Below are 17412 nucleotides of genomic sequence, written 5' to 3' on the forward strand. Positions count from 1 at the left end.
GCGAGCAAGCCCGCTCCCACAGGGGATCTTCGTTGTGTAGTGCTTACAACTTGATCCAGGTTGCCTTCAGTTCGGTGTACTTGTCGAACGCGTGCAGCGACTTGTCGCGACCGTTGCCCGACTGTTTGAAACCACCGAACGGTGCAGTCATGTCGCCGCCGTCGTACTGGTTGACCCACACGCTACCGGCACGCAGTGCCTTGGCGGTCAGGTGAGCCTTGGAGATGTCCTTGGTCCACACCGCTGCGGCCAGGCCGTACGGCGTGTCGTTGGCGATCTGGATAGCTTCCTCGGCGGTATCGAAAGCAATGACCGACAACACCGGGCCAAAGATTTCTTCCTGGGCGATTTTCATCGCGTTGCTCACGCCATCGAAAATCGTCGGCTCAACGTACGTGCCACCGGTTTCCTGCAGAATGCGCTTGCCGCCAGCCACCAGTTTGGCGCCGTCGGTATGCCCGGACTCAATGTAGGACAGCACGGTGTTCATCTGCTGAGTGTCCACCAGTGCGCCGACGTTGGTCGCCGGGTCCAGCGGGTTGCCCGGCTTCCAGGTTTTCAGCGCTTCGATCACCAGCGGCAGGAAGGTGTCCTTGATCGAACGCTCGACCAGCAGACGCGAACCGGCGGTGCAGACTTCGCCCTGGTTGAAGGCGATGGCGCCGGCAGCCGATTCAGCGGCGGCTTGCAGGTCCGGGGCATCGGCGAACACGATGTTCGGGCTCTTGCCGCCGGCTTCGAGCCAGACGCGCTTCATGTTCGATTCGCCGGAGTAGATCAGCAGCTGCTTGGCGATCTTGGTCGAACCGGTGAACACCAGGGTGTCCACGTCGTTGTGCAGGGCCAGGGCCTTGCCGACGGTGTGACCGTAGCCTGGCAAAACGTTCAGCACACCTTTCGGGATACCGGCTTCAACGGCCAGCGCCGCGATGCGGATGGCGGTCAGCGGCGATTTTTCCGATGGTTTGAGGACTACCGAGTTACCGGTGGACAACGCCGGACCGAGTTTCCAGCAGGCCATCATCAGCGGGAAGTTCCACGGCACGATGGCCGCGACCACGCCAACCGGTTCGCGAGTCACCAGACCCAGTTGGTCGTGCGGGGTGGCGGCGACTTCGTCGTAGATCTTGTCGATGGCTTCGCCGCTCCAGCTCAGGGCTTGCGCCGCGCCGGGAACGTCGATGTACAGGGAGTCGCTGATCGGCTTGCCCATGTCGAGGGTTTCAAGCAGGGCCAGTTCTTCGGCGTGCTGTTTCAGCAGGCCGGCAAAACGAATCATGGTGGCTTTGCGTTTGGTCGGCGCCAGGCGCGACCACACGCCGGAAATGAAGGTGGCGCGGGCGTTTTCCACAGCGCGCTGGGCGTCGGCGGCGTCACAGCTGGCAACTTTGCCCAGCAGACGGCCATCGACCGGGCTGATGCACTCGAAGGTCTCGCTGGAGACGGCATCGGTGTATTCGCCATTGATGTAGGCGCGGCCTTCGATCTTCAGATCGCGAGCCCGTTGTTCCCAGTCGGCACGAGTCAGGGTGGTCATACGAGTGTCCTCCTCTTGTTGAATACGAGTGCCCCGCGTTCTTCGCGGGTGCTGTCAGGAATTCTGCCCGGCCAGCCTGCTATCGGCCCAAGGCACCTGCCACCCTAAACCAGTGGCCGGGGTTGTTTCAATATATTTGACACAAGGTCGGTAAACGGCCTTGCGGTGTTCATTTTAATAAACATAGACTTTGGGTCTTTCCAGCCATCGCGCCGCAATCACGGGGAATTACAACCATGAACATCCAGGATGTCGTCGACTTCAGCCAAGCCACCACGCAGCCTGATCGCTATCGGCCTGACCCGGCGAAAGTCCTCAAGGGCGACCCTGAGCAAGCGGTGTACAACCACTACAACAGCCCGTGCGGCCAGTTGAATGCAGGTGTTTGGGAAGGCGCCGTCGGCCAGTGGCTGGTGAACTTCACCGAGCATGAATACTGCGAAATCGTGCAGGGGGTTTCAGTGCTGCGCGACAACGATGGCAACAGCAAGACGTTGCGGGTGGGGGATCGCTTTGTCATCCCGGCCGGGTTCCGCGGCACCTGGGAAGTGCTGGAGCCGTGCCGCAAGATTTATGTGGCGTTTGAACAGAAGGCTTGAGGAGCTGTGTTGTCCGGGCCGAGGCCATCGCGAGCAGGCTCACTCCCACAATGTCAGTGTTCACACCGATCAAATGTGGGAGCGAGCCTGCTCGCGATGAGGCCTGAAAGGGCAACACATAACCCAGGCAACAAAAAGGCCCGTATCTCGCGATACGGGCCTTTTTCGTAAGTTGGAAAAATCAATTACTTGATTTTGCCTTCTTTGTAGATCACGTGCTTACGAACAACCGGATCAAATTTCTTGATCTCGATTTTGTCCGGAGTAGTGCGCTTGTTCTTGTCGGTAGTGTAGAAGTGACCAGTACCGGCGCTCGAGATCAAACGAATCAATTCACGCATGATTATCTCCCTTAGATCTTGCCAGCTTTGCGGATTTCGGCCAGCACGACAGTGATGCCACGCTTGTCGATGATACGCATGCCTTTGGCAGATACGCGCAGACGCACGAAACGTTTCTCTTCTTCAACCCAGAAGCGATGATGCTGCAGGTTCGGCAGGAAACGACGACGGGTTTTGTTGTTTGCGTGGGAAATGTTATTCCCAGTCACCGGACCCTTACCGGTAACTTGACATACTCTCGACATGCCTCAGCCCTCTAAAACCACATGCCCAACCCGGCATGGGTTGGCCGCTTAATCTCTCAGTCATTTGGCGCCAGGCGCCGCGTTTCTTTAGAGGTCTTACCGGCTACACCTACAGTGAAGGAACCGGGCCCCTAGAAAAGAGCGCTGCTTTATACCAGAAAGACTGGAGAGCAACAACATTCAGTGTGCGTTGAATTAGCAAAAAGCCCATTTTCCTGGCTACGAACGCCTTGGACAAAGGCTATCGCCGATGCCGACCGCTCGTCGCAGAGCGTCGAGCAACGTGCCAATCCAAAGGTTTTCTCAACCGCTGCACAGCCAAAACTGGCGCCTATAGTCCCCCCAAAATGCAAAAGGGGATAGTCATTTGCAAAAGAGCCCACTAGGGTAAGCCTTTTCCAGACTGCACTTGCAGATGGGCCTTCGATCTGTAAAGGAATCCGACCATGCGCCTCGCTGCCCTACCGCTGTTGTTTGCCCCTCTGCTGCTGAGCCCGCAGGCTTTCGCCGCCGCCCTCACCGTCTGCACCGAGGCCAGCCCCGAAGGGTTCGACGTGGTGCAATACAACTCGCTGACCACCACCAACGCCTCGGCCGATGTGCTGATGAATACGTTGGTGAACTTCGATACCGCCAGCGGCAAAGTGGTCGCCAGCCTCGCGGACAGCTGGGAAATTTCGCCCGACGGCCTGAGCTACATCTTCAAATTGCACCCGCAGGTGAAATTTCACAAAACCGAATACTTCAGCCCGACCCGCGACTTGAGCGCCGAGGACGTGAAGTTCAGCTTCGACCGCATGCTCGACCCGGCCAACCCGTGGCACAAAGTCGCCCAGAGCGGCTTCCCCCACGCTCAGTCGATGCAGTTGCCGGCGCTGATCAAAAAGATCGACGCCCTGGACCCGCTGACCGTGCGCTTCACCCTCGATCACCCGGATTCGACCTTCCTTGCGACTTTAAGCATGGGCTTTGCGTCGATCTACTCGGCCGAATACGCCGATCAGTTGATGAAGGCCGGCACCCCGGAAAATCTCAACAGTCAGCCGATCGGCAGTGGCCCGTTCATCTTTACGCGTTTCCAGAAAGACGTGGCGATTCGCTATAAGGCCAACCGAGATTACTTCGGCGGCAAGCCGTCGGTGGACCCGCTGATCTTCGCCATTACCCCTGACGCCAACGTGCGCCTGCAGAAATTGCGCCGCAACGAGTGCCAGATCGCCCTGTCGCCCAAACCTCTGGATGTGGTGGCCGCACGGCAAGAACCGACGCTGAAAGTGGAAAAGACCGACGCCTTCATGACCGCATTCGTCGGCATCAACAGTCAGCATCCACCACTGGACAAGCCCGAAGTGCGCCAGGCGATCAACCTCGCCTTCGACAAGGCCAACTACATCAAGGCCGTGTTCGAAGACACCGCCGAAGCGGCGAACGGCCCTTATCCGCCGAACACCTGGAGCTATGCCAAAGGCTTGCCGGGCTATCCGCATGACGTCGAAAAGGCCAAGGCACTGATGGCCAAGGCCGGCCTCAAGGATGGTTTTCAGACCACCATCTGGACCCGCCCTTCCGGCAGCCTGCTGAACCCCAACCCAAGCCTCGGCGCGCAACTGCTGCAATCTGATCTGGCGGAAATCGGCATTCAGGCCGAGATCCGGGTGATCGAATGGGGCGAACTGATTCGCCGTGCAAAGGCGGGCGAACATGACCTGCTGTTCATGGGCTGGGCTGGCGACAATGGCGACCCGGACAACTTCCTCACGCCGCAGTTTTCCTGCGCAGGGGTCAAGTCCGGGACCAACTTCGCCCGCTACTGCAACCAGGACCTGGACAAGCTGATCAGCGCCGGCAAGACCACCAGCGAGCAAGGTGTGCGTACCAAGCTCTACGAACAGGCCCAGGCGCAGATCCAGCAGCAGGCATTGTGGCTGCCACTGGCGCACCCGACTGCGTTCGCGTTGACGCGCAAAGATGTGCAGGGTTATTCGGTCAGCCCGTTTGGTCGGCAGGATTACTCGAAGGTCAGCCTCAAATAACCCTGCCTCCGTAGGAGCTGCCGAGTGAAACGAGGCTGCGATCTTTTGATCTGAAAAGCAAAATCAAAAGATCGTCCGAGCGCGGCCCGAGCCTTCGGCAGCTCCTACAGATGGAGAACGCCCGCTAATGCTTACATCCAGCCGTACTCGGCCATGGACAGCGGCTCCCCGTCGCCGATGATGAAATGGTCAAGCACCCGCACATCTATCAGCTCCAGCGCCTCTTGCAGACGCCTGGTCAGCATTCGGTCAGCCTGGCTGGGGTCGGTATTGCCCGATGGGTGGTTGTGGCACAGGATCAGCGCTGCGGCGTTGTGAGCCAGGGCGCGCTTGACCACCTGTCGCGGATAGACGCTGGTGCTGTCGATCGAGCCGCGAAACAGCGTTTCAAACGTCAACACTCGGTGCTTGGAATCCAGAAACAGGCAGCCAAACACCTCGTGGGGCTCATGACGGAGCATCGCCTTGAGGTAGTCGCGCACTGCCTGTGGATTTTCCAGCGCCGACTTCTGGCGCGAGTGCTCAGCCAGATGCCGCCGGCCCATTTCTTGAGCCGCCTGCAACTGCGCGAATTTCGCGGGTCCGAGCCCTAATTGTTTGCTGAATGTTTTTTGATCAGCCTCCAGCAGCGAACGTAAGCTGCCGAACTGACTCAACAAGTGCCGCGCCAGATCGACCGCACTTTTGCCGGAGACGCCGGTACGTAAAAAAATGGCCAGCAGTTCAGCGTCCGAAAGACTCGCCGAGCCCAACTCCAATAACCTCTCCCGCGGCCGTTCCGCCGCCGGCCAATCACGAATACTCATAGCACCTCCCTGGTATTTGGGCGCCGCTGTTCCGTAGCGGACGCTGTGATATCGTAGCCCATCTTTTTTGCGAGCGATTTCGCCCCTGGGGAGGGGGTATCGCCACGCAGTCATCAACGAAATGAAAGGCAGACCTATGCAGCGGCTGTATCGGAAACGCATCGTTCTGGGCGTCGGCGGTGGCATTGCTGCCTACAAGAGCGCAGACCTGGTTCGCCGCCTGATCGACCAGGGCGCCGAAGTGCGCGTGGTCATGACCCGTGGCGGCAGCGAGTTCATCACCCCGCTGACCATGCAGGCCTTGTCCGGGCACCCGGTTCACCTCGACCTGCTGGACCCGGCGGCCGAAGCGGCCATGGGCCACATCGAGCTGGCCAAATGGGCCGACCTGGTGCTGATCGCCCCCGCCACCGCGGACCTGATCGCCCGTCTGGCCCAAGGCATTGCCAACGACCTGCTGACCACGCTGGTGCTCGCCACCGACGCCGTGGTCGCCGTGGCCCCGGCGATGAACCAGGCCATGTGGCGCGACCCGGCAACCCAGGCCAACCTGCAATTGCTCGAAAGCCGCAGCCTGAAAGTCTTCGGCCCGGCCTCCGGCAGCCAGGCCTGTGGCGACGTCGGCATGGGCCGCATGCTCGAAGCCATCGACCTCGCCCAGTGCGCAGCGGACTGCTTCCAGCGCCAGGCGCTGACCGGCAAGCACGTACTGATCACCGCCGGCCCGACCCAGGAAAACATCGACCCGGTGCGCTACATCACCAACCACAGCTCCGGAAAAATGGGCTTTGCCCTGGCGCAAGCCGCGGTGGAAGCCGGCGCTCGCGTTACGTTGATCACCGGGCCAGTGCATTTGCCGACCCCGGATCGCGTCACCCGCATCGATGTGGTCAGCGCCCGCGACATGCTCGCCGCCTGTGAAGCCGCGATCCCCTGCGACCTGTTCATTGCCTCGGCAGCGGTCGCGGACTACCGTCCGGAAGTCGTCGCCCCACAAAAACTCAAGAAAGACCCTACGAACGGCGACGGCTTGTTGCTACAGATGGTGCGTAACCCAGACATCCTGGCCACCATCGCCACGCGCCCTGATCGTCCGTTCAGTGTCGGTTTCGCCGCTGAAACAGAACATCTGCTCGATTACGCTGCCCGCAAGTTGAAAGACAAGAACCTCGATTTGATCGTCGCCAACGACGTCGCCAACCCGAGTATTGGCTTCAACAGCGAAGAAAACGCCTGCAGCGTGATCGACCGCGAGCTACACGCCACACTTTTCGCCCAGACCAGCAAGAGCAAGATTGCTCGCCAGCTGATCACTTTTATCGCCGACCGTCTGAACCAGGTTTAATTTACATGCACGCTTTGCAAGCCAAGATCCTCGACCCCCGCATCGGCACCGACTTCCCGCTGCCGCAGTACGCCACCCCCTGGCTCCGCCGGCCTCGACCTGCGCGCCATGCTGGAAAAAGACACCGTGATCAAGCCGGGCGAAACCCTGCTGATCCCGACCGGCCTGTCCGTCTACATCGGCGATCCAGGTTTGGCGGCGCTGATTCTGCCGCGCTCAGGCCTGGGCCATAAGCACGGCATCGTGCTGGGCAACCTGGTCGGTTTGATCGACTCCGATTACCAGGGCCCGTTGATGGTTTCGTGCTGGAACCGTGGTCAGACCGATTTCAATATCGTGGTTGGCGAGCGTCTGGCTCAACTGGTTTTGGTGCCGGTAGTTCAAGCGCACTTCGAAATGGTCGAAGAGTTCGTTGAAACCGAGCGCGGCGCTGGCGGTTTCGGGCATTCCGGCACCAAGTGATTCGGTAAAACGCTACACTCCTGTGGAGCTGCCGAAGGCTGCGATCTTTTGATCTTGATCTTAAAAAGCAAAATCAAAAGATCGCAGCCTTCGGCAGCTCCTACAAGGGAAGCGGGAGCAAGCTTCCTCGCACAAATTGCACAGACGTCATCTGGAAGGTTTACCACTGGAAATCAAGGCATTGGCCGGTCGTGACCGCGCAAACGCAGGCGGCATGGCCTTTACACACCACGAACTCTCTGTGGAAAACACCGTCATACCCTTCAGTTTGAGCCTGTCGACCCGTAGTTCGCAGGCAGGTCCAGCCACTTTCGAAATGGAGCATTCCCACAGATGAGCAGCCCAGCCCAAGTCGCACCCAAGTTCCCCGACAGCATCTTCCGCGCCTACGACATTCGCGGCACCGTCCCGGAATTCCTCAACGCTGAAACCGCTTACTGGCTCGGCCGCGCCATTGGCGCCCAGAGCCTGGCCCAGGACGAACCGAACGTTTCCGTTGGACGCGACGGCCGCCTGTCCGGCCCGGAACTGGTCGAACGCCTGATTCAAGGCCTGGCCGACAGCGGTTGCCACGTCAGCGACGTCGGCCTGGTACCAACGCCAGCCCTGTATTACGCCGCCAACGTATTGGCCGGCAAATCAGGTGTCATGCTCACCGGCAGCCATAACCCGTCGAACTACAACGGCTTCAAGATCGTCATCGCTGGCGACACCTTGGCCAACGAACAGATCCAGGCCCTGCACGAACGCCTCAAGACCAACAACCTGAGCAGCGGCGAGGGCAGCATCACCAAGGTCGAGATCCTAAATCGCTACAACACCGAAATCGTCCAGGACGTCAAACTGGCCCGTCGCCTGAAAGTGGTGGTCGATTGCGGTAACGGCGCGGCCGGCGTGATCGCCCCGCAGTTGATTGAAGCGCTGAACTGCGAAGTCATTCCGCTGTTCTGCGAGGTCGATGGCAACTTCCCGAACCATCACCCGGACCCGGGCAAGCCTGAAAACCTGGTCGACCTGATCGCCAAGGTCAAGGAAACCAACGCTGACCTGGGCCTGGCCTTCGATGGCGACGGCGACCGTGTCGGCGTAGTGACCAACACCGGCAGCATCGTCTTCCCCGACCGCCTGCTGATGCTGTTCGCCCGTGACGTGCTGGCGCGCAACCCGGACGCGGAGATCATCTTCGACGTCAAATGCACCCGCCGCCTGACCCCGCTGATCAAGGAATACGGCGGTCGTCCGCTCATGTGGAAGACCGGTCACTCCTTGATCAAAAAGAAAATGAAACAAACCGGCGCCCTGCTGGCCGGCGAAATGAGCGGGCACATCTTCTTCAAAGAGCGCTGGTTCGGTTTCGACGACGGCATTTACAGCGCCGCGCGGCTGCTGGAGATCCTCAGCAAGGAAAAATCCACGGCCGAAGAGCTGTTTGCGACCTTCCCGAACGATATTTCTACGCCGGAAATCAATATCCATGTGACCGAAGAGAGCAAATTCAGCATCATTGATGCATTGCACGATGCGAAGTGGGGCGAAGGCGCCAACCTGACCACCATTGACGGCGTGCGAGTCGACTACGCCAAAGGCTGGGGCCTGGTGCGCGCCTCCAACACCACACCGGTGCTGGTGCTGCGTTTCGAGGCCGATGACGAGGCTGAATTGCAGCGCATCAAAGACGTTTTTAAAGTCCAGTTGAAGCGTGTTGCCCCTGATCTCCAATTACCGTTTTGAATTTTTGAAGCACCCGGAGCCCTGAATGACCCTCGAACGCGAAGCCGCCGCCAACACCGCCAAGGTCCTGTCCGAAGCGCTGCCTTACATTCGCCGCTATGTCGGCAAGACGCTGGTGATCAAATACGGCGGCAACGCGATGGAAAGCGAGGAGCTGAAAACCGGCTTCGCCCGCGACATCGTGCTGATGAAGGCCGTGGGCATCAACCCGGTAGTGGTGCACGGCGGCGGCCCGCAAATCGGCGACCTGCTCAAGCGTCTGTCGATCGAGAGCCACTTCATCGATGGCATGCGCGTGACTGACGCGCAGACCATGGACGTAGTGGAAATGGTCCTCGGCGGCCAGGTGAACAAGGACATCGTCAACCTGATCAACCGTCATGGCGGCAGCGCCATCGGCCTGACCGGTAAAGACGCCGAGCTGATTCGTGCGAAAAAGCTCACCGTCACCCGTCAGACGCCGGAGATGACCCAGCCGGAAATCATCGACATCGGCCAGGTGGGCGAAGTGGTCGGGATCAACACCGACCTGCTGAACCTGCTGGTCAAAGGCGATTTCATTCCGGTGATCGCGCCCATCGGTGTCGGTGCCAACGGCGAGTCGTACAACATCAACGCCGACTTGGTGGCGGGTAAAGTGGCCGAAGCACTGAAAGCTGAAAAGCTGATGCTGCTGACCAACATCGCCGGCCTGATGGACAAGTCGGGCACGGTCCTCACCGGCTTGACCACCCAGCAAGTCGACGACCTGATCGCCGACGGCACCATCTACGGCGGCATGCTGCCGAAGATCCGTTGCGCGCTGGAAGCGGTACAGGGCGGCGTGGGCAGCTCGCTGATCATCGATGGCCGGGTGCCGAATGCGATTCTGCTGGAGATCTTCACCGATACGGGTGTGGGTACTTTGATCAGTAACCGCAAGCGTCCGTAAGCAACACCTACAAAAAGACCCCGCTCAGCCTGGCTGAGCGGGGTCTTTTTTTGCCTGCGATCCCTGCGACAATTCACCTATTGTGACAAAGGAGCTTGTCGCTCCCTGTAGGAGCTGCCGAAGGCTGCGATCTTTTGATTTTAGCTTCTAAAAACAAGATCAAAAGATCGCAGCCTCCGGCAGCTCCTACAGGGGGAATTGCGTCAGACGCCGAACTGGGCGCGGTAGGCTTCTACGGCCGGCAAATGCTGCTTGAGCTGCGGATCATCCGCCAGGAATTGCAGGACCTGGGTCAGCGAAACAATGCTGATTACCGGGATCTTGAAGTCACGCTCCACTTCCTGGATCGCCGACAACTCGCCGTTGCCACGCTCCTGACGGTTCAGGGCGATCAGCACGCCGGCGGCCCTGGCGCCGTCCTGGGAAGCGATGATCTGCATCACTTCACGGATCGCGGTGCCAGCGGTGATCACGTCGTCGATGATCAGCACATCGCCGGTCAACGGGGCACCGACCAGGCTGCCGCCTTCGCCGTGGGCCTTGGCTTCCTTGCGATTGAAGCACCATGGCAGGTCACGGCCGTGATGTTCGGCCAATGCCACCGCCGTGGTCGCCGCCAACGGGATGCCTTTGTACGCCGGCCCAAACAGAACGTCGAAGGGAATGCCGCTCTCGACAATGGCTGCCGCGTAGAAACGACCCAACTGCGCCAAGGCCGAACCGGTGTTGAACAGGCCGGCATTGAAGAAGTAAGGACTGGTGCGCCCGGACTTCAGGGTGAACTCACCGAAGCGCAAAACGCCGCGATCGATGGCAAAACGAATGAAATCGCGCTGATACGCTTGCATGAAAAAACCCCAAATACCACGGATTTAGCTAATTAGGTTGACGCCGTGTATCATACACGCACGCGATTTTTGGGGCCATTTATGCGGATCATCAGTGTGAACGTCAATGGTATTCAGGCTGCAGTCGAGCGTGGTTTGCTCAGTTGGCTGCAAGCACAGAATGCCGACGTCATCTGCCTGCAGGACACCCGCGCCTCCGCCTTTGAACTGGACGATCCAGCTTTCCAACTGGATGGCTACTTCCTTTATGCCTGCGATGCCGAAGTTCCCGCCCAAGGTGGCGTGGCTTTGTATTCGCGGTTGCAACCGAAGGCTGTCATCAGTGGTCTCGGCTTCGAGACGGCCGACCGCTACGGGCGCTACCTGCAAGCCGATTTCGATAAGGTCAGCATCGCGACCTTGCTGCTCCCTTCGGGGCAGAATGGCGATGAAGACTTGAACCAGAAGTTCAAGCTAATGGACGATTTCGCCCGTTATCTGGATAAACAGCGACGCAAACGTCGCGAGTACATTTATTGTGGCTCGCTGTACGTGGCGCAACAGAAGCTGGATATCAAGAACTGGCGCGACAGCCAGCAATCTCCGGGTTTCCTGGCACCTGAACGTGCCTGGATGGACGAGATTGTCGGCAACATGGGTTATGTCGATGCCCTGCGCGAAGTCAGCCGTGAAGGCGACCAGTACAGCTGGTGGCCGGACAACGAACAGGCTGAGATGCTCAACCTGGGCTGGCGTTTCGACTACCAGTTGCTGACCCTGGGCCTGCGCCGCTTTGTACGCAGCGCGCGCCTGCCACGTCAGCCACGGTTCTCGCAACACGCACCGCTGATCGTGGACTACGACTGGACGCTGACCATCTAGGCGTCGTTTCGCAGATACAAAAAAGCCGACATCGCTGTCGGCTTTTTTGTGGGCGCTGATATCCGACTGTGGGAGCGGGCTTGCTCGCGAAGGCGTCGTGTCAGGCGACATCAATATCGACTGATCCACCGCATTCGCGAGCAAGCCCGCTCCCACAATGGATTTGCAGCGTCGATTACTTGATCAACCGCCAGGTGAACGGATACCGGTAAGGCACGCCGTCATTGGCTTTGACGCCAGCGATAATCGTCAGCACCAACGCCCCAATGGCGATCAGACCAAACAGGAAGAACCCAATGATCACGAACATCAGAAAGAAGCTGATGGTGGAGGCAATGGCGACGGTGAGCTGAAAGTTCAGCGCCTCCTTGCCTTGCGCATCGATGAACGGGTCCAGCTCGCGCTTCATCTGCCAGAGAATCAGCGGGCCGATCAGCGTACCGAACGGAATCCAGATCCCCAGCAAGGCGGACAAGTGACAAAACATCGCCCATTGACGAACCTCATGGCTCGGCTTGGGCAGCGGCAGTTGCTCGTCACTCATGGCGTCCTCCTTGCGTGGAGCAGTCCGATCAGTCAGCCAGTGCGGCTTTCTGCAGTTCGAAGATTTCGTTCATGCCTTTCTTGGCCAGCTCCAGCATCGCCGTCAGCTCTTCCGGCTGGAACGGTGCGCCTTCGGCAGTGCCCTGGACTTCGATGAAGCCGCCAGTGCTGGTCATGACGACGTTCAGGTCGGTCTCGGCAGCCGAATCTTCCGGGTAGTCGAGGTCAAGCACAGGCTCACCCTGGTACATGCCCACCGAAACCGCGGCGATCATTTGCTTGAGCGGGTCGCCGCCTTTCAGGCCGCCGCGCTTCTTGATCACTTTCAAGGCATCGACCAGTGCAACCATCGCGCCGGTGATGGACGCAGTACGGGTGCCGCCGTCAGCCTGGATCACGTCGCAGTCGACGTACAGGGTGACATCGCCCAGCTTGGACATGTCCAGCGCCGCGCGCAGGGAACGACCGATCAGACGCTGGATTTCCAGGGTACGGCCGCCTTGCTTGCCGCGGCTCGCTTCACGCTGGTTACGCTCGCCAGTGGCGCGCGGCAGCATGCCGTATTCAGCGGTCAACCAGCCCTGGCCCTGGCCCTTGAGGAAACGCGGCACGCCGTTCTCGACGCTGACGGTGCAGATGACTTTGGTATCACCGAATTCGACCAGTACAGATCCCTCGGCGTGTTTGGTGTAGTTGCGGGTAATGCGGATCGAGCGGAGCTGATCGGCAGCGCGACCACTTGGACGTTTCATAGGGGATACCTGTACGGGGGACGGAAAACTGCCGAGCATTATAGAGCCGCTGGCCGCGCCTGGGCACGTCTAAAAAATCCAGCCGACGGCTGAAGGCCGCGAAAAGTCTTTAACCGACGGCCTGCAGCCCTTTGTCACACCGTGTGTTTGGGCGCATCCACCCCACTGCGCTACAATCCTGCGCCTTGCTGCCCGTCGGCTTAAATTCATTGATATCAGGTCCGCGAAACCCAAGGGTTTTGCGCCGGCCTGCATTGCGAGGTACCTCCATGGTGCACAGCATGACCGCCTTCGCCCGCGTCGAAAAAGCCGGCGTCCAAGGCACCCTGAGCTGGGAACTGCGCTCGGTCAACAGCCGCTACCTGGAACCGCACCTGCGTCTGCCGGAATCGTTTCGCGACCTCGAAGGCGCCGTCCGCGAGGCCCTGCGCCAGGGATTGTCCCGAGGCAAACTGGAATGCACCCTGCGTTTCACCGAAGAAAGCACCGGCAAACCCCTGCAAGTGGACCGCGACCGCGCCGCGCAACTGGTTGCTGCCGCCGAGACGATTGCCAGCCTGATCAAAAACCCGGCCGCGCTGAACCCGCTGGAAGTCCTGGCCTGGCCCGGCGTGCTGGTGGGCGACGCGACTGACCCGCAAGCCCTGAACGCCGAGGCACTGGCGCTCTTCACCCAGGGTCTGAAAGAACTCAAGGCCGGCCGCGAGCGTGAAGGCTCCGAGCTGGCACGGTTGATCAACGAGCGCCTGACGTCCATTGAAGAAGACGTCGTGACCCTGCGTGAGCTGGTTCCACAGATGCTCGCCACCCAGCGCCAGAAAGTCCTCGACCGCTTTGCCGACATGAAAGCCGAGATGGACCCGCAGCGCCTGGAACAGGAAATGGTCATGCTTGCTCAAAAGAGCGACGTCGCCGAAGAACTGGACCGCCTGAGCACCCACATCATCGAAGTACGCCGGGTACTCAAGTCCGGCGGCGCTGCCGGCCGGCGCCTGGACTTCCTGATGCAGGAGCTCAACCGCGAAGCCAACACACTGGGCTCCAAAGCCTTCGACCCGCGCAGCACGCAGGCGGCGGTCAACCTCAAAGTGTTGATCGAGCAGATGCGCGAACAAGTGCAGAATATTGAGTAAGGCTACCCCGACATGACCCATAGCACTGGCACCCTGTACATCATTTCTGCCCCTTCGGGCGCGGGCAAGAGCAGCCTGGTCAAGGCCCTGACCGACGCTGATGAGGAGATCCGCGTCTCGGTCTCCCACACCACCCGCGCCATGCGCCCCGGTGAAGTGAACGGTGTGAACTATCACTTCGTCTCACGTGAAGCGTTCGTGAAGATGGGCGAACATGGTGACTTCCTCGAGCGCGCCGAAGTGTTCGGCAATCTCTATGGCACCTCGCAAAGCCACCTGCAGCAAACCCTGGACGCAGGCCACGACCTGATTCTGGAAATCGACTGGCAGGGTGCCGAACAAGTACGCAAGTTGATGCCCCAGGCCCGCTCGATCTTCATTCTGCCGCCGTCCCTGCAGGCCTTGCACCAGCGCCTGACCAATCGCGGCCAGGACAGCGACGAAATCATTGATGGCCGGATGCGTGAAGCGGTCAGCGAGATGAGCCATTACGTCGACTACGACTACCTGATCATCAACGACGATTTCGCCCATGCACTGCACGATCTGAAGGCGATTTTCCGTGCCAATCAGCTGCATCAGAAGCGTCAGCAGCAGTTGCACGGAAAACTTTTGGCCGAATTGCTCGGCTAAACAGCTCTTCCCAAAACCGCTGCAAGGGCTTTACATTGGCACTTGTAGCGCGTTGAAGGGCCTGGTCAAAAAATCAGCGCTTCCCTAATCGCTGGTGATTTTTTAAACTGTTGAGTCCGCTCGCCCAACCGGGCAGCGCGCATATTGCATTCGCTCCGAGGAATACCATGGCCCGCGTAACCGTTGAAGACTGCCTGAACCACGTGGAAAACCGTTTTGAGCTGGTCATGCTGTCCACCAAACGTGCCCGTCAACTGGCCACCGGCGGCAAAGAGCCACTGGTTCAGTGGGAAAACGACAAGCCTACCGTTGTAGCGCTGCGTGAAATCGCTGAAGGCCTGATGAGCTACGAGTTCATCGCCAATGCTGAAATCGTCGAAGACGAACCGCTGTTCGCAGCGTTCGAGGACGAGTCCAACGAGGCCGTCTAAGCCTATGCCTGGTCGACGTAGCACGGCGCGGGGTCACAACGAACGGCAGGAGTCATCATGCCGAGCATAGACGCCCTCGCCGATCGCTTATCGACCTACCTCGGCAATGACCAGGTCAACCTGGTCCGCCGAGCGTATTTCTACGCCGAACAAGCCCACGACGGCCAACGCCGCCGCAGCGGCGAGGCGTACGTCACGCATCCTCTTGCGGTGGCGAATATTCTTGCCGACATGCATATGGACCATCAGAGCCTGATGGCAGCCATGCTGCATGACGTGATCGAAGACACCGGTATTGCCAAGGAAGCACTGCAAGCGCAGTTCGGCGAAACCGTGGCCGAACTGGTCGACGGGGTCAGCAAACTGACCCAGATGAACTTCGAGACCAAGGCTGAAGCCCAGGCCGAAAACTTCCAGAAAATGGCCATGGCCATGGCGCGCGACATTCGCGTGATCCTGGTCAAGCTGGCCGACCGTCTGCACAACATGCGGACCCTGGAAGTGCTGTCCGGCGAAAAACGCCGGCGCATCGCCAAGGAAACCCTGGAAATCTATGCGCCCATCGCCAACCGGCTGGGCATGCACGCCATCCGCATAGAATTCGAAGACCTCGGCTTCAAGGCCATGCACCCGATGCGTTCCGCGCGGATCTACCAGGCGGTCAAACGCGCCCGGGGCAACCGCAAGGAAATCGTCAACAAGATCGAAGAGTCCCTGAGCCACTGCCTGGCGATTGATGAAATCCAGGGCGAGGTCAGCGGGCGCCAGAAACACCTCTACGGCATCTACAAGAAAATGCGCGGCAAGCGTCGGGCCTTCAACGAGATCATGGACGTCTATGCGTTCCGGATCATCGTCGACAAGGTCGATACCTGCTACCGCGTGCTGGGCGCTGTGCATAATTTGTACAAGCCGTTGCCGGGGCGCTTCAAGGATTACATCGCGATCCCCAAGGCCAACGGCTATCAGTCGCTGCACACCACGTTGTTCGGCATGCACGGCGTACCGATCGAGATCCAGATCCGCACCCGTGAAATGGAAGAGATGGCCAACAACGGCATCGCCGCGCATTGGCTGTACAAGTCCAGCGGCGACGAGCAGCCAAAAGGCACTCACGCCCGCGCCCGCCAGTGGGTCAAGGGCGTGCTGGAAATGCAGCAACGCGCCGGCAACTCGCTGGAATTCATCGAAAGCGTGAAGATCGACCTGTTCCCGGACGAGGTCTACGTGTTCACGCCAAAAGGCCGGATCATGGAGCTGCCCAAAGGCTCCACGGCGGTCGACTTCGCTTACGCGGTGCACACCGACGTCGGCAACAGTTGCATCGCCTGCCGGATCAATCGTCGTCTCGCACCGCTGTCCGAACCGCTGCAAAGCGGCTCCACGGTCGAGATCGTCAGCGCTCCTGGCGCACGGCCGAACCCGGCGTGGCTCAACTTCGTGGTCACCGGCAAGGCGCGAACCCACATCCGCCACGCGCTGAAACTACAACGTCGCTCCGAATCCATCAGCCTCGGCGAACGCCTGCTGAACAAAGTGCTCAACGGTTTCGACAGCACGCTGGAAAAAGTCCCGGCCGAGCGCGTCAAGGCAATGCTCACCGAGTACCGCCTGGAACTGATCGAAGACCTGCTCGAAGACATCGGCCTGGGCAATCGCATGGCCTATGTGGTCGCCCGCCGCCTGCTGGGCGAAGGCGAACAACTGCCGAGCGCGGAAGGTCCGCTGGCGATTCGCGGCACCGAAGGCCTGGTGCTCAGCTACGCCAAGTGCTGCACGCCGATTCCGGGCGACCCGATTGTCGGGCACCTGTCCGCCGGCAAAGGCATGGTCGTGCACCTGGACAATTGCCGCAATATCAGCGAAATCCGCCACAACCCGGAAAAATGTATCCAGCTCTCGTGGGCCAAGGATGTCACCGGCGAATTCAACGTCGAGCTGCGCGTCGAACTGGAACATCAGCGCGGCCTGATCGCCCTGCTGGCCAGCAGCGTCAACGCGGCCGACGGCAATATCGAAAAAATCAGCATGGATGAGCGCGATGGTCGCATCAGCGTGGTCCAACTGGTGGTCAGCGTGCACGACCGTGTGCACCTGGCCCGCGTGATCAAGAAACTGCGCGCCTTGACCGGGGTGATTCGCATCACCCGCATGCGTGCCTAAGCCCACTATTACAAGGAG

General features: G+C 59.7%; 16 protein-coding genes and 2 pseudogenes. 11 read left to right on the forward strand and 7 right to left on the reverse strand.

Features of this window, described 5'->3' with window-relative positions; all coding sequences use genetic code 11:
• Window positions 1-43: 43 nt before the first annotated feature.
• Entirely contained in the window at window positions 44-1537 is a 1494-nt protein-coding gene (locus JFV26_RS05510; protein ID WP_201190450.1) for an aldehyde dehydrogenase, read from the reverse strand.
• 236 nt (window positions 1538-1773) lie between these two features.
• On the opposite strand from JFV26_RS05510, the gene JFV26_RS05515 reads away from it, so the two are divergent.
• The gene (locus JFV26_RS05515) at window positions 1774-2136 is read left to right on the forward strand and encodes a cupin domain-containing protein (RefSeq protein WP_201190452.1); all 363 of its coding nucleotides are present in this window, start codon (window positions 1774-1776) and stop codon (window positions 2134-2136) included.
• 185 nt (window positions 2137-2321) lie between these two features.
• Here the strand turns inward: JFV26_RS05515 and rpmG are convergent, their stop codons facing one another.
• Both rpmG and rpmB read right to left on the reverse strand, forming a co-directional pair.
• Window positions 2322-2477: a 50S ribosomal protein L33 gene (gene rpmG / locus JFV26_RS05520; RefSeq protein WP_007894709.1), complete on the reverse strand. Its 156-nt coding sequence runs from the start codon at window positions 2475-2477 to the stop codon at window positions 2322-2324.
• A gap of 11 nt (window positions 2478-2488) precedes the next feature.
• Window positions 2489-2722 carry a 50S ribosomal protein L28 gene (gene rpmB / locus JFV26_RS05525; protein ID WP_007894701.1) on the reverse strand — a complete coding sequence of 78 codons (234 nt, stop codon included), beginning with the start codon at window positions 2720-2722 and terminating at the stop codon, window positions 2489-2491.
• A gap of 446 nt (window positions 2723-3168) precedes the next feature.
• Between rpmB and JFV26_RS05530 the strand changes: the two genes are divergently transcribed.
• Window positions 3169-4755: an ABC transporter substrate-binding protein gene (locus JFV26_RS05530; protein ID WP_201190454.1), complete on the forward strand. Its 1587-nt coding sequence runs from the start codon at window positions 3169-3171 to the stop codon at window positions 4753-4755.
• Between the two features lie 131 nt (window positions 4756-4886).
• Here the strand turns inward: JFV26_RS05530 and radC are convergent, their stop codons facing one another.
• Complete coding sequence (radC, locus tag JFV26_RS05535; protein WP_201190456.1) at window positions 4887-5561, reverse strand: RadC family protein; 675 nt, start codon at window positions 5559-5561, stop codon at window positions 4887-4889.
• Between the two features lie 136 nt (window positions 5562-5697).
• Here radC and coaBC point away from each other — a divergent pair, with 136 nt between their 5' ends.
• The 4 genes and pseudogenes from coaBC (at window position 5698) to argB (ending at window position 10030) form a co-directional block, all read left to right on the forward strand.
• Window positions 5698-6906, forward strand: a complete 1209-nt coding sequence (gene coaBC / locus JFV26_RS05540) for a bifunctional phosphopantothenoylcysteine decarboxylase/phosphopantothenate--cysteine ligase CoaBC (RefSeq protein ID WP_201190458.1) — start codon at window positions 5698-5700, stop codon at window positions 6904-6906.
• A gap of 5 nt (window positions 6907-6911) precedes the next feature.
• Window positions 6912-7368: pseudogene (gene dut / locus JFV26_RS05545) on the forward strand (dUTP diphosphatase).
• Window positions 7369-7722: 354 nt separating this feature from the next.
• Window positions 7723-9099: pseudogene (locus JFV26_RS05550) on the forward strand (phosphomannomutase/phosphoglucomutase); the annotation flags it as partial.
• 25 nt (window positions 9100-9124) lie between these two features.
• Window positions 9125-10030, forward strand: a complete 906-nt coding sequence (gene argB / locus JFV26_RS05555; protein WP_109626724.1) for an acetylglutamate kinase — start codon at window positions 9125-9127, stop codon at window positions 10028-10030.
• Window positions 10031-10233: 203 nt separating this feature from the next.
• On the opposite strand, the gene pyrE is transcribed toward argB, so the two are convergent.
• A complete protein-coding gene (gene pyrE, locus JFV26_RS05560; protein WP_201190461.1) occupies window positions 10234-10878 on the reverse strand; it encodes an orotate phosphoribosyltransferase in 645 nt (214 codons plus the stop codon).
• Window positions 10879-10959: 81 nt separating this feature from the next.
• On the opposite strand from pyrE, the gene JFV26_RS05565 reads away from it, so the two are divergent.
• Window positions 10960-11739 carry an exodeoxyribonuclease III gene (locus tag JFV26_RS05565; RefSeq protein WP_201190463.1) on the forward strand — a complete coding sequence of 260 codons (780 nt, stop codon included), beginning with the start codon at window positions 10960-10962 and terminating at the stop codon, window positions 11737-11739.
• A gap of 175 nt (window positions 11740-11914) precedes the next feature.
• On the opposite strand, the gene JFV26_RS05570 is transcribed toward JFV26_RS05565, so the two are convergent.
• On the reverse strand, window positions 11915-12283 hold the full coding sequence (locus JFV26_RS05570; protein ID WP_201190465.1) for a DUF4870 domain-containing protein: 369 nt from the start codon (window positions 12281-12283) through the stop codon (window positions 11915-11917).
• A gap of 28 nt (window positions 12284-12311) precedes the next feature.
• Window positions 12312-13034, reverse strand: a complete 723-nt coding sequence (gene rph / locus JFV26_RS05575; protein WP_201190467.1) for a ribonuclease PH — start codon at window positions 13032-13034, stop codon at window positions 12312-12314.
• Window positions 13035-13303: 269 nt separating this feature from the next.
• Between rph and JFV26_RS05580 the strand changes: the two genes are divergently transcribed.
• The 4 genes from JFV26_RS05580 to spoT all read left to right on the forward strand — a co-directional run bounded on the left by JFV26_RS05580 (window position 13304) and on the right by spoT (window position 17394).
• The gene (locus tag JFV26_RS05580; RefSeq protein WP_201190469.1) at window positions 13304-14167 is read left to right on the forward strand and encodes a YicC/YloC family endoribonuclease; all 864 of its coding nucleotides are present in this window, start codon (window positions 13304-13306) and stop codon (window positions 14165-14167) included.
• A gap of 12 nt (window positions 14168-14179) precedes the next feature.
• Complete coding sequence (gene gmk, locus JFV26_RS05585) at window positions 14180-14800, forward strand: guanylate kinase (protein ID WP_201190471.1); 621 nt, start codon at window positions 14180-14182, stop codon at window positions 14798-14800.
• A gap of 167 nt (window positions 14801-14967) precedes the next feature.
• Complete coding sequence (gene rpoZ / locus JFV26_RS05590; RefSeq protein ID WP_007894670.1) at window positions 14968-15231, forward strand: DNA-directed RNA polymerase subunit omega; 264 nt, start codon at window positions 14968-14970, stop codon at window positions 15229-15231.
• Window positions 15232-15288: 57 nt separating this feature from the next.
• Window positions 15289-17394, forward strand: a complete 2106-nt coding sequence (gene spoT / locus JFV26_RS05595) for a bifunctional GTP diphosphokinase/guanosine-3',5'-bis pyrophosphate 3'-pyrophosphohydrolase (protein ID WP_201190473.1) — start codon at window positions 15289-15291, stop codon at window positions 17392-17394.
• Window positions 17395-17412: the final 18 nt, after the last annotated feature.

Source organism: Pseudomonas sp. TH31 (assembly GCF_016650815.1).
Taxonomy (GTDB): Bacteria; Pseudomonadota; Gammaproteobacteria; order Pseudomonadales; family Pseudomonadaceae; genus Aquipseudomonas.

Coding starts and splice junctions, on each gene's coding strand:
- JFV26_RS05510 (WP_201190450.1), bottom strand. CDS start 1,537: ATGACCACCCTGACTCGTGCCGACTGGGAACAACGGGCTCGCGATCTG.
- JFV26_RS05515 (WP_201190452.1), top strand. CDS start 1,774: ATGAACATCCAGGATGTCGTCGACTTCAGCCAAGCCACCACGCAGCCT.
- rpmG (WP_007894709.1), bottom strand. CDS start 2,477: ATGCGTGAATTGATTCGTTTGATCTCGAGCGCCGGTACTGGTCACTTC.
- rpmB (WP_007894701.1), bottom strand. CDS start 2,722: ATGTCGAGAGTATGTCAAGTTACCGGTAAGGGTCCGGTGACTGGGAAT.
- JFV26_RS05530 (WP_201190454.1), top strand. CDS start 3,169: ATGCGCCTCGCTGCCCTACCGCTGTTGTTTGCCCCTCTGCTGCTGAGC.
- radC (WP_201190456.1), bottom strand. CDS start 5,561: ATGAGTATTCGTGATTGGCCGGCGGCGGAACGGCCGCGGGAGAGGTTA.
- coaBC (WP_201190458.1), top strand. CDS start 5,698: ATGCAGCGGCTGTATCGGAAACGCATCGTTCTGGGCGTCGGCGGTGGC.
- argB (WP_109626724.1), top strand. CDS start 9,125: ATGACCCTCGAACGCGAAGCCGCCGCCAACACCGCCAAGGTCCTGTCC.
- pyrE (WP_201190461.1), bottom strand. CDS start 10,878: ATGCAAGCGTATCAGCGCGATTTCATTCGTTTTGCCATCGATCGCGGC.
- JFV26_RS05565 (WP_201190463.1), top strand. CDS start 10,960: ATGCGGATCATCAGTGTGAACGTCAATGGTATTCAGGCTGCAGTCGAG.
- JFV26_RS05570 (WP_201190465.1), bottom strand. CDS start 12,283: ATGAGTGACGAGCAACTGCCGCTGCCCAAGCCGAGCCATGAGGTTCGT.
- rph (WP_201190467.1), bottom strand. CDS start 13,034: ATGAAACGTCCAAGTGGTCGCGCTGCCGATCAGCTCCGCTCGATCCGC.
- JFV26_RS05580 (WP_201190469.1), top strand. CDS start 13,304: ATGGTGCACAGCATGACCGCCTTCGCCCGCGTCGAAAAAGCCGGCGTC.
- gmk (WP_201190471.1), top strand. CDS start 14,180: ATGACCCATAGCACTGGCACCCTGTACATCATTTCTGCCCCTTCGGGC.
- rpoZ (WP_007894670.1), top strand. CDS start 14,968: ATGGCCCGCGTAACCGTTGAAGACTGCCTGAACCACGTGGAAAACCGT.
- spoT (WP_201190473.1), top strand. CDS start 15,289: ATGCCGAGCATAGACGCCCTCGCCGATCGCTTATCGACCTACCTCGGC.